This window comes from Sulfurospirillum sp. E15m, from assembly GCF_059415145.1.
In genome coordinates, this window is the sequence record NZ_JCAHZS010000010.1 from 48,795 (window position 1) to 63,604 (window position 14,810).

Genomic DNA, 14,810 nt, shown 5'->3' on the forward strand with positions numbered 1-14,810 from the left:
CTTACCCCTTTTTCTTGGCCACAAAAGTCACAAAATTTCCCCATTTAAAAATAGTTTCTATTGTTGAAAAACCTGCATTTTTCAGCATCTCTTTGTTTTCATCTTCCGTATACGGGATTAAAACATTTTCAAGTGCTTCTCTTTTTTGAGCTATTTCAAAATCACTGTAACCTTGTTCTCGTTTAAAATTATAATAAAGGTCTATCATCTGCTTGGTCAGCACTTTATCGTCAAAAACAATCTTTTCACTAAAGATGAATAACCCATCAGGATTTAAAGCGTCATAGATTTTTTTTACAAAAGCTGTTCGTTGCAAAGGCCTAATAAATTGAAGCATATAATTAGCGATAATGACATCTTGCTCACGCAAGGCAACTTCTGTAATATCTGCTGATTGTAACTCAATTTTAGCGCCATAGGCGTGAATCTTTTGCTGTGCTAAATGTAACATCGCTTCGGCATTATCAATGCCTAAAAGATGGTAGCTCTTATTGCTTTTTTTATACAAGGCTAAAAGTGTATTGGCAGTTGAACAACCAAGATCAACCACATGAGCGCCCTCTTTTACATGTAAACAGATAAAATTACATGTAAGGTCAATCACTTCTTTATAAAAAGGGATGGAGCGTTCTAGCATATCGTCAAATACAACGGCAACATCCTCGTCAAATTCAAATTGTTTATGAATGGGTTTTGTAAAAAGTTTGTCCATAATGCTTCCACAATGCTAAAATTTAGGCAATTATAACAAAAGAGTACTTGTATATTAGTTACTCTTAAGCATTCTCTTTTTATACTAGGGCAATTAAAAGCATTAGGTAAACAATGAACCAGCGACTCCAAGAACTGACCGATTTAACGCTAAAAGAAATTCTCAATCTCGAAATTGTTTTGCCTGAAATCTACCGCGATATTTTTTATACAAAAGCCAAAGAACTCGGCATCAAACTCAACGATATCGATAAAGAAACCGCACTCATTTACGCACTTAAAAAAATTCAGCATGTCGAGAATGAAACAAAAGAATCAACATCGTTTTTAAAAGAAAATGTCATGAATGCGCGCATGGCTCTGACCAACCATGATGATATGGCATTGCAGTTCATTGAAAACAATATGATTGAATTGGAAAATAAAATCGCTTCTTTGCAGCAAGAGCTCTATTTAGATGAATTGACACGCCTTTTTAATCGACGATGGCTCTTTGAAGCCTACTTGAGCGACGAACACTTTAATACAGCAGGTGTTTTAGCGTTTATTGATATTAATGATTTTAAAGATGTCAATGACAATTACGGACATATTGTTGGGGACAAAGTACTGCATATTATGGGAAAAGTTTTGAAAAAAATAGTTCATTCCACTGCCGTACGTTTTGCAGGAGACGAATTTTTAATCTTAAGCAACCACCACACACAAGAAGAGATGGAAAAAATTCTCAGTGCCGTCAATCAAAATCTGCGTAAAACGCCTTTTAAACATAATGAAACGCAGTTTTATCTTGATTTTTCTTTTGGTGTGACATGCTTTAGCGCAAAGCAGAGTTTTAGAATGGCGTTAGAACAAGCCGATCAAAACATGTACAACTATAAAAAATCCCTCAAATAAAATCGACATGTCTTTAAATATTTTCTAGCTTCTGTAATATCACGTTCTATCTGAATTTTTAAATCATGCAATGAATTAAATTTTTCATTTTCTCGCAAAAATTCAACAAAATAGAGCTGAACACTACTGTGGATTTCCTCTAAATTCGCATCTAAGATATGTGTCTCGACAGAAAAAGATTTGTCTGTTGTGTGGCGCACGCCGATAAAAGAAACCGAATCATAAATGACATTGCCAATTTTTGTTCGTGTGGCATAAACGCCACTTTTGGGAATCAAATATTCTAATACTTTGAGATTCAAGGTAGGAACCAATTCTGTTTTTCCAATGCCCTGCCCTTTTATAACATCGCCAATAATCGAATATTCACGCCCTAAAAAACGATTGGCATCATCCAGTTTTCCTTCTGTTAAATACTCACGAATCATACTTGAATGAACAGAAACACCTTTATAACTAAACTCATCAATAATGATAACCTCACCATCAAAAAGACGTTTTAAATCATAAGCGTTGCATGAGCGATGTTTTCCAAAACAAAAATCATATCCAACGATAATCTTTTTAAGATTGACAAATTCCCGTTTTAAAAGCTCAACGAACTCTTCCCCACTTAAATGCTTCACTTTAAGAAAATGGAAAAACATGCATGGATACCCAGCGTATTCACTACGTTTCACACCCGGTGTAAGATTGGCTTGGTCTTTATCGATGACAAATAAAGCGCCATTATTGCCAAGTTGTCTAATTAGTTGCTGGTGTCCCACATGAATACCATCGAAACTTCCAATGGCCAGTGTATCGACACTATCTTTTTTCAAAATAGTAGAACGTCTCAACATTCCCCTCTTTTCCTTTTACAAGCGAATCACGTTTATCGATCATTTTCCAACCTAAAGACACTGTTTGTGCTTCAAATTGATGTTGTGCGCGAATGATAGCCGAGCTATCTTTAACCACACCTTTGGTAGTGCGTTTGACCTCTTTACCCACTTCAAATTGTGGCTTAAATAAAATAATAATAGCGCTATTTGCTAACGTATCGATTACATGTAATAATGAACCTATCCCAATAAATGAAACATCACAGCTAATGATATCATAAGTTTTCGTTGGCTTAAAAAGTCGTATATCCGTATTTTCATGCAAAATAATTCGAGAATCGACTTTAAGGCTTGGATGAAGTTGATCACTCCCCACATCAATAGCGGTAACACTGTTGGCTTCTTCTTCAAGCCACACCTGAACAAAACCACCCGTGCTACTGCCTATATCTAAGACATCGCGCCCTTTTACATGTAATGCTTTTTGTTCATTGACAAAGCCTCGAAGCTTCAGCCCTGCTCGGCTGACGTATTGAGTGATTTTTGTGACTTCCACCACATCGGCATCACTGATTTCACGTGAATTTTTGCGTTCCACACTACCATTCACCCATACACTTCCCTCAGCAATCAGTTCTGCTGCTTTATTGCGACTTTGCGCATGCCCTTGTTCAAAAACAAAACTATCGAGTCTCATGATAACATCGCTTCCATTTCTGCTTCACTCATTGTTTTCACACCCAACTCTTCAGCTTTTGTGAGTTTGCTACCGGCATCTTCACCGTAAATAACAAAATCCGTTTTTTTTGAAACACTACCACTTACTTTTGCACCCATTTGCTCAAGTAAAGCTTTAATCTCATCGCGTGCTTTATGCATTGCCCCCGTTAAAACAACCGTTTTACCCGTAAAAAAAGATTCGGTTATCTCTAGCTTTTGACATACGGGTTGAATGACAGCCATCAGTTCTTGCGTCTCTTCACGATTCACATGAATAAACTCTATCAAACTCTTTGCCATCTCTTCACCAAAACCTTCAAGCGCGATAATAGCCTCATAGGTTGCATCCAACCATTCAAGACCAAAGGTTCGTGCGATTTTTTTTGCCGCCACTTCTCCGATATGCTCAATGCCCAAAGCATTGATAAGCTTTTCAAGCGCAACACCTTTACTCGCATCAATAGCCTCTAATAAGTTTTGTGCTTTTTTAGCTTTAAAGCCTTCCAATGCAAGCAATTGTTCTAAAGAGAGCGTGTACAAATCTTTTACATGTAAAACAAGTTTTTGTGCATAAAGTTGCTCGACTATTTTATCACCTAGTCCGTCAATATTTAGGGCTTTTTTAGAGGCAAAGTGAATAATCGCTCCCACGACTCTAGCATCGCATGAGAGATTTTGACATTTAATCAATGCGCCTTCATCAAAAAGTTCTTCTCCGCACACAGGACATAACGTCGGCCTTTTTACGATTATTTCATTTCCATTTCTACGCTCTTGCACCACTTTAATGATTTTAGGAATGACATCGCCACTGCGTATAATAATGACACTATCATGAATACGAATATCTTTGCGCTCAATCTCATCAAAATTATGCAGTGTCGCTCGCTCAACCACCACACCTTCAATATTGACAGCTTCGACTTCTGCCACAGGCGTCACAACACCTGTTCGTCCTACTTGCAAGGTAATCGCTTTAATTTTTGTCACTTTTTCAATGGCTGGAAATTTAAAAGCTACCATCCATCTTGGGTATTTAACGGTGTATCCCAACTCTTCTTGCAACGCTATTTCATCGACTTTGACAACCATACCATCCATCATCATCTCTATCTCATCTCGTGTCGCGATGAGTTCATGATACAAGGTATGAACATCTGCAACCTTATTCGTTACCACAATGCGTGGCGGCTTTAAAAAGCCCAAAGTATAAACATACGCCATTTTATCGCTGAGCTGTGTTTGAGAGAGCGTATTGACACCAATGCCCCACGGATAAAAAACAAGTTTTCGCTTCGCGGTAATGCTTGTATCGAGTTGTCGCAAACTGCCCGATGCGGCATTTCTAGGGTTAGCAAAGAGTGGTTCATTGGCACCTAAACGCTCTTGATTCATCGTCTCAAAATCTGCTTTTTTAATCACCACTTCACCACGAATTTCAATCAACCCAAGATACGCAATTTGAAGAGGAATAGAGCCGATTGTTTTAACATTTTGCGTCACATCCTCGCCAATGCTTCCATCGCCTCTTGTAATGGCTTGTTGCAATCGCCCATGCTCATAAATCAGATTTAAACTGGCCCCATCAAATTTGGGTTCGCAATAAAATGTAAAGTGTTCTTTAACTTTTTTAACACGTTCAATCCACGCATCCAAATCTTCTTCATTAAAAACGTCTTCCATGCTCCACATGCGCGCTTTATGAGAGGCTTTCACGAAACCTTCCAAAACTTTTCCACCTACGCGTTTTGTAGGACTACTCTCATCAACAAACAGAGGATTTTGCTGTTCAAATAACAAAATCTCATGGTACAACGTGTCATACTCTTCATCACTGGCAATTGGCATATCATCGACATAATAGGCTTTTGCCCACGCATTTGCCAGTTCAATTTTTTCTAAATAATCCTGATGTGTCATGATGCAAAATAACTGTTATAAAAAAGTTTGATTAGAGTAAGACCCACCATGGTAAGGAAAAATCCACGAATAAATCCAACCTCTTTTTTGATGACCATATTCGAACCAATATAAGCGCCTATAAGTTGCCCTGCTCCCATTAAAAGACCAACGGCAAACAGTACATTACCACTCCATAAGAAAACTGCCAAAGAGACAATGTTACTGGTAAAATTCATCACTTTGGTTTGGGCAGTAGATTTTTTAAGATTGAGCCCTAAAAGCGTTACTAGCGCTATTGTCCAAAATGTTCCTGTTCCAGGTCCAAAAAAGCCGTCGTAAAAGCCAATACCGATACCAAAAATTAAAAAAAAGAGATGATTGCCTAAATAAGCATGTCTATCATTTTCACCCATTTTAGGGGATAAAAGCGTATAAATAAAGATGGCTACTAACATCAAAGGAATCACTTTGGATAGCATGCTCGCGTCCATCAATAAAATCGCATACGTACCAATTGCCGCACCAATGAAGGTATAAATCACTCCGATATACACTTCATTCCACGAAATGAATCCTTTTCGAATAAAGTTGATAGACGCCATACCACTACCAAAAGTTCCTTGCAGTTTGTTGGTTGCAAGCGCAATATGTGGAGGCATACCAGAAGCCATCAGTACTGGAATCGTAATGATGCCACCCCCTCCGGCTATTGAATCAATAAAGCCAGCTACAATGCCTGTTGCTAGAAAAATAATATAATAATAAAACTCAAATTCCATCGTTTTTCTTCTCTTCTTTCACATCATTTTCCAAGGTAGCATCAGCCGTCGTCTCATTATCACGCTTTGGTTCCAAGCTTTCGTAAGTACTTTGATTTTCTTCATTGGGTGCTAAAGCTTCTGTCTCTTGATCATCCTTAGATTCAGGGATGATTCCATGGTTTTCAATCGCTTGTGCATCATCCTCTACCGTCTCATCACTTTTTACATGTAAAGGCTCTTCTTGTGTGCTTGATTGCGCAATTTCAAGGAGAAGTTCTTTCTCTTTTTCACTTTTGAGCTCTTGATACAACTCAAGGGCATCTTTGGTCGCAACAGAGACTTCATTGTATGTACCATCTTTGATATGACGCCAAATATCGCGTTTAACAAGACTGAGTGCATAACGCCTATCTCCACCAACTACGCGCCCCAACTCATTACCGCCACATTCATTGCAGACAAAAAAGGTGATTTTATCTTGTAAGGTCGTTGTAGATCGGCAATTTTCATCATCACAAATGAGCATACCTTGGCAATTTGGGCAATAACACCACAATGAAATTACGTCGCCTTTTTTATATTTCCAACGCCACAATACTTTAAATAAAAACATTTCACGATATTTATAATATTTAGGTCGCATTAAATAGCGCGCTACAAAAGGTGAAGCGATTAAAATAATACAAATAGCAATAGCACCGCTATCTACAATCCATTGAGGAATGTTATAGAGTGTACTAATACGACTTAAAAGATCCAGTATCTTTTCCAAAATCAAATCCTAAACGGTAAGGTTCAAAGCTCTCAAAACACTGAGAGCTTGTACATGTTCTTTAACATCATGCGCACGAATAATGGTCGCACCATGCTCATAGGCTTTTAGATGCAAAGCAAGTGTGCCAGGCAACCTTTGAGCAACAGGCGTGGGAATAATTTTATCAATCATTGATTTTCGGCTTGCCCCAATTAAAAGAGGATACCCAAAATGTAAGAAATGCGCATGATGTTTCAGTAGCGTTAAATTGTGTTCTAAACTTTTGCCAAAACCGATGCCCACATCCAGCACAAGTTTATCAATGCCAAACGCTTTGGCTTTTGCGATTCGCTCTTCAAAAAAAGCATCGACTTCCACCATAACATCGTCATAAACTGGCTCGTGTTGCATCGTTTGGGGGTCACCTTGCATATGCATCAAAACCACTGTGGCATTATATTTTGCCGCAACGCGCGCAACATCATCATTTGCCAAAGCCGTGATGTCATTGACAATGCTAAAACCATTGCTCAACGCGTACTCTAGGCATAAAGGCGAATAACTATCGAGCGAAAATGCCGCTTTTGCTGGAAGGTCATGCTTGGCAATTAAATCAACAATCGGTTTAATACGCGCCAACTCTTCTTCATCACTTACGCGAAGACTTCCTGGTCGGCTTGAAACGCCGCCTAGATCAATCATCGTTGCACCATCGTGTATCATCGTTTCAATATGCGCAAGTGCTGCATCTCCATGAAAACGACTTCCTTGAAAAAAGCTGTCTTCATTGGTATTGATAATGCCCATAACGCTAAAATCATCTTTACATGTAAAAACCATTTCACTGAGCTTGTGTGCGACATCTTTAAGCCCAAAAGGCTGTATTCTCTCTTTACGACTCAACTCTTTTAGTTGCTTGTCGTTGGCAATGAGCACAGCGTCCACAAAAGGAATTTTACATGTAATGGTCTCTTTAGGTACGGCTAAATCAGCCCCAATAGAGAGTGCGTCTTGTTTTAAAATATTTGCAGCAGGCGTTTTGAGTGCTTTGATATAAATAAAATTCAAATGGGATTTAGCCATTAAAAGGGCTTGCCCTTCAGGTGTTACGCCCATTTTATGCATTAAAGTTTGCAACTGCGTCTTTGATGAGAGCTTATAAAGTTTCATGGATGACGCCTTAACATGATAGAAAGCAATAACGATGTTAAAATCGTTTGTGGTCTTGAATTGAGTTCAACCAAATGTAACAGTTTTTGAAAATGTTCTAACTCTTTTTCACTAAAATGCAAATGATGCGTATTGATAGCTTCATACACGATGGTTTGCACTAAGCTTTTTAACTTATTTTTTTCAAGAGACTGGTTTTGTTGTACAAAAGGGTAAATATCGCTAAGGTCGAGTTTATTCAGAGGTAAACCGCTAGACATCCACTCTTGTTCAACACTCAATTCTCGTTGTGCAAGACGTGAGCGAATCGTTGGAAGCAATGCCGTTTTAGAAGGTGCAACCACGATAAAAACGATATGTCGTGGTGGTTCTTCAAGGATTTTCAACAAGGCATTTTGTGCTTCAACACGATAGCTTTTAGCGGATAAAATCAGGTATTTATTGGAAGATTCCGCGATATAGGCCTCTTTTACGACCTCTTTTGCATCGTCCATTAAGAATTCATCTTTGGTATAAAAAAGATGGCGCTCTTTTGAGAGAAGCTCCATCAGATGTTCGTTCGCTTTTTCCACATTTTTACAGATTAAAATATGGCTTAAACCTTTTTCCTCACTCATTTTCAAAAATAACCTCAGCAAAAAGTACAGCATCGATACTTTTATCAAGAAGTCGAAAGAGTTGAATTAATTTTATATCTAGAGTGTCATCATCGCTTAAAAGATAAAAGCTATTTTGAATGTGCTCATCCATAATCCACATAAAACTATCATCTTTTCGCTTGGCAATTTGCATTTTGATATCGCTGTTTTTACCCACGTAAAAAAAGGTGTATCCACTGGGGAAGGCTTGAGAAAGCATGTTTTCTAACAATTCAATATCTTCTTTTGTTTTGACTTGATACAAATTGGGATAGAGTGTTTGCAAGGAGATGAACGGCAACAATGGTCTGTTTTTTTGATGATTGTTAATGGCGCGCAGCATATAATGGCAAAACCAACCGCGATCATCATCGGTAATCACAACAAACGTATGCCCTTCTAAAAGATTTTTGAGCATGGAAGCGGCAAGAGGAACCCATTCGAACCTCTTCTCCTCCATCCAACTCATAGAAGAGCCGTCTTTTCGTATCTCTTCTAGTGTCCACTTTAAAAATTGTTGCATTAATTATTTATCCAATTGGTATGCGCTATGAAGTGCACGTACGGCTAATTCACCGTATTTTGCTTGAATGACCATAGAAACTTTGATTTCACTGGTACTAATCATCTCAATATTAATACCCTCTTTTGCCATAGTATCAAAAGCTTTACACGCTACACCACTGTGTGATTTCATGCCAACGCCTACAACAGAGACTTTGACAATCTCACTGTCGTATTCGACAACATCACTTGCTTTGAGTTCACTCATCGCTGTTTTAGTAATATCTAGTTCATTTTGAGGTACGGTAAATCCTAGATTAGTCGTACCATCATGTCCGACATTTTGAATAATCATATCAACGTTTACATTGCAATCAGCAAGTTTTTTGAAAATTTCTGCGGCAATGCCTGGCTTATCGGTTACACCTCTTAGAGTAACTCTAGCTTGGTTTTTATCAAGTGCGATTCCGCTTACTAATGGTTGCTCCATAATGTTATCTTCCTTTGTAATAAGTGTTCCTTCATGATTATTAAAACTACTGCGTGTTACTAAATTGACGTTGAGTTTCTTTGCCATCTCAACAGAGCGGCTTTGAAGCACTTTTGCTCCAAGGCTAGCAAGTTCTAACATCTCATCGTAACTGATTTTATCCAGTTTTTTGGCTTTAGGCTCAATGCGAGGGTCGGTGGTATACACACCATCAACATCCGTATAGATTTCACACAAATCTGCTTCCAATGCACCAGCAACCGCAACAGCAGAGAGGTCACTACCACCACGTCCAAGGGTTGAAACCTCACCACTTAACGTTATGCCTTGAAAACCAGCTACAACGACAATTTTACCTTGGGCTAACTCTTCTTTCATTACGGTTGTATCAATGTACTCAATGCGTGCTTTTGTATGCATGTTATCGGTCACAATCCCAGCACGTCTTCCACTCATGGAAACAGCAGGATATCCCATCGCTTCAAGAGCGATAGCCAGTAAAGCACTGGTGACTCTTTCACCAGAACTAAGCAACATATCTACTTCACGTTGATTAGGCGTTGGGCTAAAAAAAGCTGCAAAATCTAAAAGTTTATTGGTTTCACCACTCATTGCTGAGACAACGACCACTAAATCATGTCCCGCTTTTTTACTTTCAATGACTCTTTTGGCAACCGCTTCAATGCGCTCAACATTGCCAACACTTGTACCACCGTACTTTTGGACAATCAACATTTTATAGATACCCTTCTTTTTTAAAATATTCTAATACTTGCTTATATACCGGTCGTTTAAAATAAGTGATAAAATCAAATATTTCTTCTAAACTTACAAATTTAAAATCACAAAATTCAGGCTCTTTGGTGGCTAAATTAATCTTAGCGTCTTTTTTAAGTCTGACTAAAAAATACTTTTGGCTTTGTCCATCAAATGGGTACATTTTTTGGGCAATCTTTTGAGGGAAATCGTATCGTAGCCATTCTGGATATTCACCAATAATTTCAACTTCATTCGTGCCGATTTCTTCTTCCAGCTCACGATAAAGTGCTTCTCTTGGCGTTTCTCCCGCATCAATACCACCTTGAGGAAATTGCCAAGCACCTTCAATATCACTTCTACTTGCGATAAAAAGTTCACATTTAAAAGGATATTTGTCAGAGACCACCACAGCTGCAACATTTGGTCTGTATCGTTTTGGTGATTCCATGATTGTGCATTACCTCTATATTTTTGTTAAAATGGTAGCTAAAAAGTCATTAAACTTGCTTGATACAAGGAAATAAGTGTTAGCCTATCTTCATATCCCATTTTGTGACAGTAAGTGTCACTACTGTGCTTTTAACTCCTATGATAATAAATCTGCTCTCAAACAAAAGTACATGAATCGCATTCACGAACAGCTTCTTTTTGAGCTGGATAAGTTTGAACCACAAGCACATTCCATTACCTCTTTATTTATCGGAGGGGGCACTCCTTCAACGATTACACCATCATGGTATGAGCCATTTTTTCAAACACTGCGCCCTTTTCTAAGCACGGATGTTGAAATTACCTCAGAAGCAAATCCGCACTCGGCAACACAAGAGTGGATAGAGACGATGCAACACTTAGGCGTCAATCGCCTCAGTTTTGGAGTACAAAGTTTTAATGCGCAAAAACTCACGTTTTTAGGTCGAAACCATACACCAAAAATCGCACGTGAAGCCGTGGAAACAGCAGCAAGCAGTGGCATTCACAATCTCTCTTTAGACCTGATTTATGCAACCGCTCTTGATACCCCTGCTCTTTTACAAGAAGACTTACGCATTGCAGCATCCTTGCCTATCAATCATTTAAGTGCTTACGCCCTTACCTTGGAAGAAAATACACCTTTTTACAAACGTAGTGATGTTACTAACCCGTCAGAAACACTTGCGAAAGATTTTGTCGATGATATTATCAAAGCGGGATTTCCACAATATGAAATCTCCAATTTTGGTCGTTATCAAAGTCGGCACAATAAAGGGTACTGGGAACATCAAAATTATCTTGGAATAGGTTGCGGTGCAGTCGGTTTTTTAAACAATAAACGTTTTTATCCCTCTAAAAACATAGAAGAGTATATTAAAAATCCTCTGCAACAAGACGTTGAAGAGCTCAGCAGAGACGATTTACATGTAGAAAAAATTTTCTTAGGATTAAGAAGCACTATTGGCATTGCAATGGATGAGTTTAATGAACAAGAGAACAAAAGAGTTTTGCTTTTAATCCATGAAGATAAACTTACATGTAAAAACAATCGCGTCTATAATAACGACTATTTTTTAAGTGATGAAATTGCTCTGTTCATTACTCAGTAGGATTATCTTCAATTGCTACTTTTAAAAGCGCTTTAGCAGCTTCACGTCCTTCATTAATGATGTGTTTGACTTGCAGTGCTTTTAGAAGTTTTTTCTCATCATAATCGCTTGCTTTTGCCACGATTTTTATCGGCTTCTCAAATGATTGCAATATTTCACACAATAAAATGAGCTTTTTCTCATTATTGATGGCTATAATCACGGCTTTAGCATCTTCAACAAAAGCATTTTTCAAAATACTTCGTTCAGCCGCATTTCCAAAATAGACAGGTTCACCCCTGCTTTGTCCCAATTTAACCAGCGTAATATCATGCTCTAGTACAAGGTAATTAATATTCATCTTTTTCAAGCGGTAGACAATTTCTTGCCCTAATTTACCATAACCACAAACAATGATGTGGTCTTTAATGCCCGAAGAGTGAATCATAAAATCACCTCTGTTGGGCTCTTGGGTAATGGCATCAACAATTTTTTTCATATTTTTAAGGATAAAAGGCGTCGAGACCATAGATAAAACAACCGTGACAATTAAGACTTGTGTTGTTCTTGCATCAATCAAACTTTCAGAACTGGCAAGGGCTAGAATTGCCAAAGAAAACTCACCGCCTTGACAAATTGCAAGTGCCGTTTTGAGGGCTATTCTTCCGCCTACTTGAAGCATTAAAATAATAAAAACAACACTGATTTTGATGGCTAAAATGGCAACAAGTAATACCAAAATAAGACCATAATTTTCAGCAATAAGGCGCAAGTCTATTTGCATTCCAACGGTAATAAAAAAAAGTCCTAGTAAAATATCGCGAAAGGGAACCAAGTCTGCTTCAATTTGATGCTTATATTGCGTTTCAGACATCATCATACCCGCTAAAAAAGCACCTAAAGAGTACGAAAAGCCCAAGGAATGCGCTAAAAAAGATGCACCAACAACAAGCATTAACACAGAAGCAATAAAAATTTCTTCGGTATCCGCCCAAACCACCAAAGAGAGAAAACGATTCAGTAAATATTTACCGATAATAAAAAGAAGCCCAAGAATAATGACAGCGCTAATTAATGTTTCTAACAATAAAGACGAAAGGGTACTGGTTTGATTAGAAAAGATGTTAATCATTAGCAAAATAGGAATAACAGCGATATCTTGAAACAATAAAATTCCAAGCGATTTACGCCCATACACCGTGTGGATTGTTCCGGTATCATTTAAGATTTTAAGAACAATTGCAGTAGAAGAAAGAGCCAGTGCATACCCAACGATAATAGCACTTTTGCGGTCCATTCCAAAAAAGTATTCTGCGCTTAATGAAATAATACCACCTGAGAGTAATACCTGTAAAAAGCCATTTAAGAAAACATCTTTTTTCATACTCATAAGATGCTTGATTGAAAATTCTAAGCCAATCGTAAACATCAAAAAGACGATACCAAATTCAGCAATATGCGTTAAAGAGTCATTATTACGACCCAATTCAAAAAGATAGGCAATAGCAAAGCCCGTTAAAATATAACCGATAATCGTTGGAATATTATAACGTTTTAAAACAATATTGAAAAATGTTGCAATGGCTGTTGCGCTTAAAATAATCGCCAATAAATTGTCCAACACTACTCTCCAAATAAAATAATCTCGTAGCTATTTTTGTGTTTTACTAAAGGATTTTTGGATTGTGAACTTTTTTTAGAGAGTCCACTAATTTCAGAACGCAATGTATCGATGATGGATTCGTATTCATCTATTTTATCTTTTAGCTGCATAATGATATCAACCCCGGCAAGATTGACACCCAAATCGCGAGTGAGACGTTGGATCATCTTGATTTTATCAATATCTCTTTGCGAATATAAACGCATTTTACCATCCGTTCTAGAAGGGCATACAAGACCTTCTCGTTCATACTGCCGAAGCGTCTGAGGATGAATCGTTAAAACTTTTGCTACAACACTGATTAAATAAACGGGTTCTTCATAACCATGATGCATTTTTCGCTCCTTTGATATTATCCATTCGGTAATTTTGTTTCCATTATTGCTTTTAATTCGCTATCCAAAGAAGCAATAGAAGGAAGAACAATATTTGCCACCAAATACAAATCACCTTTACTTTGTGTTTTACGGTTCAATGCACCATACTCTTTTACTCTAAATTTTTGACCATTTTTCGTGTCTTCTTTGACTTTGAGAGTAATCTCTTTATAGAGGGTATCAACAGCAATTTTACCACCAAAGAGTGCTGTTTTGAGAGGAATGTCGATTGTCTTAATCAAGTCATCGCCTTCTCTGGTATACTCAGGACTGGAAGCAACTTCTACGCTTAAAATCAAATCGCCTTTTCTACCTTGAAATGACTTTCCCTTATCTTTAACGCGCATCTTTTCGCCATTTTTGATTCCCGCAGGGATTTTGACGTCGAAATTTTCACTGTTATAAGAAAGAGAATGCTTACCACCTAGGATGGCAACATTGAAAGGAACAATAATTTTTGCACTTACATCCAGATCTGGCTCACTAAAACCACCAAATCCGCCTCCGCTAAAACCACCAAATCCACCGCTATTAAATCCTCTGCTTGAGCTACTAAAGCCGCCAAAACCTCCGCCGCCACCAAAGATACTTCGTAAAATATCATCAAGATTTGCGCCACCTTGGGCATTGGCAAAATCATGAAAATTTTGTCCGCCAAACATATTATCACCGTATTGGTCATATTGACGACGTTTTTGCTCATCACTTAAGATTTCATAGGCAGCATTAATCTCTTTAAATTTTTCTTCGGCACCTGCATCTTTATTAATATCAGGATGATATTTGCGTGCCAACCTTCGATAAGCTTTTTTTATCTCTTCTGCACTGGCATCAGATGAGATGTCCAATGTATCATATAAACTTTTGCTCATGACCTCTAACCTCGTTAAAAGATGTTTAGAAATATAAAAGAAGATGTCCTTTTATTGCTCCACAACATCTAAGAATATTTATAGTGATTATAACATAAAAGTTTAGTCTAGGTCAATCAACTTATATTCAATTCATTTGCTTAATGTTTGCTGAATATTTACTTTGTATTTACACCTATCCCTTATAATATCGAAAATGAACTAGTCTA

Annotated in this window: 16 protein-coding genes; 2 read left to right on the plus strand and 14 right to left on the minus strand. The window is 37.8% G+C overall.

The features are described 5' to 3' along the window. Position 1 precedes the first annotated feature (1 nt). Positions 2-715 (minus strand): carboxy-S-adenosyl-L-methionine synthase CmoA, encoded by a 714-nt coding sequence (gene cmoA / locus AC5SLP_RS12590; protein ID WP_495255583.1) that lies wholly within the window; start codon positions 713-715, stop codon positions 2-4. A gap of 110 nt (positions 716-825) precedes the next feature. Between cmoA and AC5SLP_RS12595 the strand changes: the two genes are divergently transcribed. Continuing rightward, entirely contained in the window at positions 826-1,608 is a 783-nt protein-coding gene (locus tag AC5SLP_RS12595) for a GGDEF domain-containing protein (RefSeq protein ID WP_495255508.1), read from the plus strand. On the opposite strand, the gene AC5SLP_RS12600 is transcribed toward AC5SLP_RS12595, so the two are convergent. From AC5SLP_RS12600 to AC5SLP_RS12645, 10 genes are read right to left on the minus strand one after another with little or no spacing between them, the layout of a single operon-like run. Next, a complete protein-coding gene (locus AC5SLP_RS12600; RefSeq protein WP_495255509.1) occupies positions 1,587-2,450 on the minus strand; it encodes a bifunctional riboflavin kinase/FAD synthetase in 864 nt (287 codons plus the stop codon). The genes AC5SLP_RS12595 and AC5SLP_RS12600 overlap by 22 nt on opposite strands. Continuing rightward, on the minus strand, positions 2,416-3,129 hold the full coding sequence (gene tlyA, locus AC5SLP_RS12605; protein ID WP_495255510.1) for a 23S rRNA (cytidine-2'-O)-methyltransferase TlyA: 714 nt from the start codon (positions 3,127-3,129) through the stop codon (positions 2,416-2,418). The genes AC5SLP_RS12600 and tlyA overlap by 35 nt, the downstream gene beginning before the upstream one ends. Next, a complete protein-coding gene (ligA, locus tag AC5SLP_RS12610) occupies positions 3,126-5,072 on the minus strand; it encodes an NAD-dependent DNA ligase LigA (protein WP_495255511.1) in 1,947 nt (648 codons plus the stop codon). The genes tlyA and ligA overlap by 4 nt, the downstream gene beginning before the upstream one ends. Then, the gene (locus AC5SLP_RS12615) at positions 5,069-5,833 is read right to left on the minus strand and encodes a TSUP family transporter (RefSeq protein WP_495255512.1); all 765 of its coding nucleotides are present in this window, start codon (positions 5,831-5,833) and stop codon (positions 5,069-5,071) included. The genes ligA and AC5SLP_RS12615 overlap by 4 nt, the downstream gene beginning before the upstream one ends. Next, positions 5,823-6,587 carry a hypothetical protein gene (locus AC5SLP_RS12620; protein WP_495255513.1) on the minus strand — a complete coding sequence of 255 codons (765 nt, stop codon included), beginning with the start codon at positions 6,585-6,587 and terminating at the stop codon, positions 5,823-5,825. The genes AC5SLP_RS12615 and AC5SLP_RS12620 overlap by 11 nt, the downstream gene beginning before the upstream one ends. Before the next feature lie 9 nt (positions 6,588-6,596). Then, positions 6,597-7,739 (minus strand): dihydropteroate synthase, encoded by a 1,143-nt coding sequence (folP, locus tag AC5SLP_RS12625; protein ID WP_495255514.1) that lies wholly within the window; start codon positions 7,737-7,739, stop codon positions 6,597-6,599. After that, a complete protein-coding gene (locus tag AC5SLP_RS12630; RefSeq protein WP_495255515.1) occupies positions 7,736-8,356 on the minus strand; it encodes a DNA polymerase III subunit delta' in 621 nt (206 codons plus the stop codon). The genes folP and AC5SLP_RS12630 overlap by 4 nt, the downstream gene beginning before the upstream one ends. Then, positions 8,349-8,900, minus strand: a complete 552-nt coding sequence (locus tag AC5SLP_RS12635) for a HobA family DNA replication regulator (RefSeq protein WP_495255516.1) — start codon at positions 8,898-8,900, stop codon at positions 8,349-8,351. Before AC5SLP_RS12635 ends, AC5SLP_RS12630 begins: the two co-directional genes overlap by 8 nt. A gap of 3 nt (positions 8,901-8,903) precedes the next feature. After that, complete coding sequence (locus AC5SLP_RS12640) at positions 8,904-10,106, minus strand: aspartate kinase (protein WP_495255517.1); 1,203 nt, start codon at positions 10,104-10,106, stop codon at positions 8,904-8,906. A 1-nt stretch (position 10,107) separates the two neighbouring features. Further along, complete coding sequence (locus AC5SLP_RS12645) at positions 10,108-10,578, minus strand: RNA pyrophosphohydrolase (RefSeq protein WP_495255518.1); 471 nt, start codon at positions 10,576-10,578, stop codon at positions 10,108-10,110. Positions 10,579-10,654: 76 nt separating this feature from the next. Here AC5SLP_RS12645 and hemW point away from each other — a divergent pair, with 76 nt between their 5' ends. Next, entirely contained in the window at positions 10,655-11,710 is a 1,056-nt protein-coding gene (gene hemW, locus AC5SLP_RS12650) for a radical SAM family heme chaperone HemW (RefSeq protein ID WP_495255519.1), read from the plus strand. Here hemW and AC5SLP_RS12655 read toward each other — a convergent pair. Genes AC5SLP_RS12655 through AC5SLP_RS12665 form a run of 3 tightly spaced genes read right to left on the minus strand, consistent with a single transcriptional unit; the run spans position 11,700 to position 14,601 of the window. Beyond that, positions 11,700-13,310 carry a cation:proton antiporter domain-containing protein gene (locus AC5SLP_RS12655; protein ID WP_495255520.1) on the minus strand — a complete coding sequence of 537 codons (1,611 nt, stop codon included), beginning with the start codon at positions 13,308-13,310 and terminating at the stop codon, positions 11,700-11,702. The two genes, hemW and AC5SLP_RS12655, sit on opposite strands and share 11 nt — an antisense overlap. Positions 13,311-13,312: 2 nt before the next feature. Further along, positions 13,313-13,687, minus strand: coding sequence for a heat shock protein transcriptional repressor HspR (locus AC5SLP_RS12660; protein WP_495255521.1), 375 nt, complete (start codon positions 13,685-13,687; stop codon positions 13,313-13,315). Positions 13,688-13,704: 17 nt separating this feature from the next. Next, positions 13,705-14,601 (minus strand): DnaJ C-terminal domain-containing protein, encoded by an 897-nt coding sequence (locus AC5SLP_RS12665; protein WP_495255522.1) that lies wholly within the window; start codon positions 14,599-14,601, stop codon positions 13,705-13,707. Positions 14,602-14,810: the final 209 nt, after the last annotated feature.

What these genes read in the sequence shown, in the direction of transcription:
- AC5SLP_RS12595 (WP_495255508.1), top strand. Translation starts at nt 826, where the DNA reads ATGAACCAGCGACTCCAAGAACTGACCGATTTAACGCTAAAAGAAATT.
- AC5SLP_RS12600 (WP_495255509.1), bottom strand. Translation starts at nt 2,450, where the DNA reads ATGTTGAGACGTTCTACTATTTTGAAAAAAGATAGTGTCGATACACTG.
- tlyA (WP_495255510.1), bottom strand. Translation starts at nt 3,129, where the DNA reads ATGAGACTCGATAGTTTTGTTTTTGAACAAGGGCATGCGCAAAGTCGC.
- ligA (WP_495255511.1), bottom strand. Translation starts at nt 5,072, where the DNA reads ATGACACATCAGGATTATTTAGAAAAAATTGAACTGGCAAATGCGTGG.
- AC5SLP_RS12615 (WP_495255512.1), bottom strand. Translation starts at nt 5,833, where the DNA reads ATGGAATTTGAGTTTTATTATTATATTATTTTTCTAGCAACAGGCATT.
- folP (WP_495255514.1), bottom strand. Translation starts at nt 7,739, where the DNA reads ATGAAACTTTATAAGCTCTCATCAAAGACGCAGTTGCAAACTTTAATG.
- AC5SLP_RS12630 (WP_495255515.1), bottom strand. Translation starts at nt 8,356, where the DNA reads ATGAGTGAGGAAAAAGGTTTAAGCCATATTTTAATCTGTAAAAATGTG.
- AC5SLP_RS12635 (WP_495255516.1), bottom strand. Translation starts at nt 8,900, where the DNA reads ATGCAACAATTTTTAAAGTGGACACTAGAAGAGATACGAAAAGACGGC.
- AC5SLP_RS12640 (WP_495255517.1), bottom strand. Translation starts at nt 10,106, where the DNA reads ATGTTGATTGTCCAAAAGTACGGTGGTACAAGTGTTGGCAATGTTGAG.
- AC5SLP_RS12645 (WP_495255518.1), bottom strand. Translation starts at nt 10,578, where the DNA reads ATGGAATCACCAAAACGATACAGACCAAATGTTGCAGCTGTGGTGGTC.
- AC5SLP_RS12660 (WP_495255521.1), bottom strand. Translation starts at nt 13,687, where the DNA reads ATGCATCATGGTTATGAAGAACCCGTTTATTTAATCAGTGTTGTAGCA.
- AC5SLP_RS12665 (WP_495255522.1), bottom strand. Translation starts at nt 14,601, where the DNA reads ATGAGCAAAAGTTTATATGATACATTGGACATCTCATCTGATGCCAGT.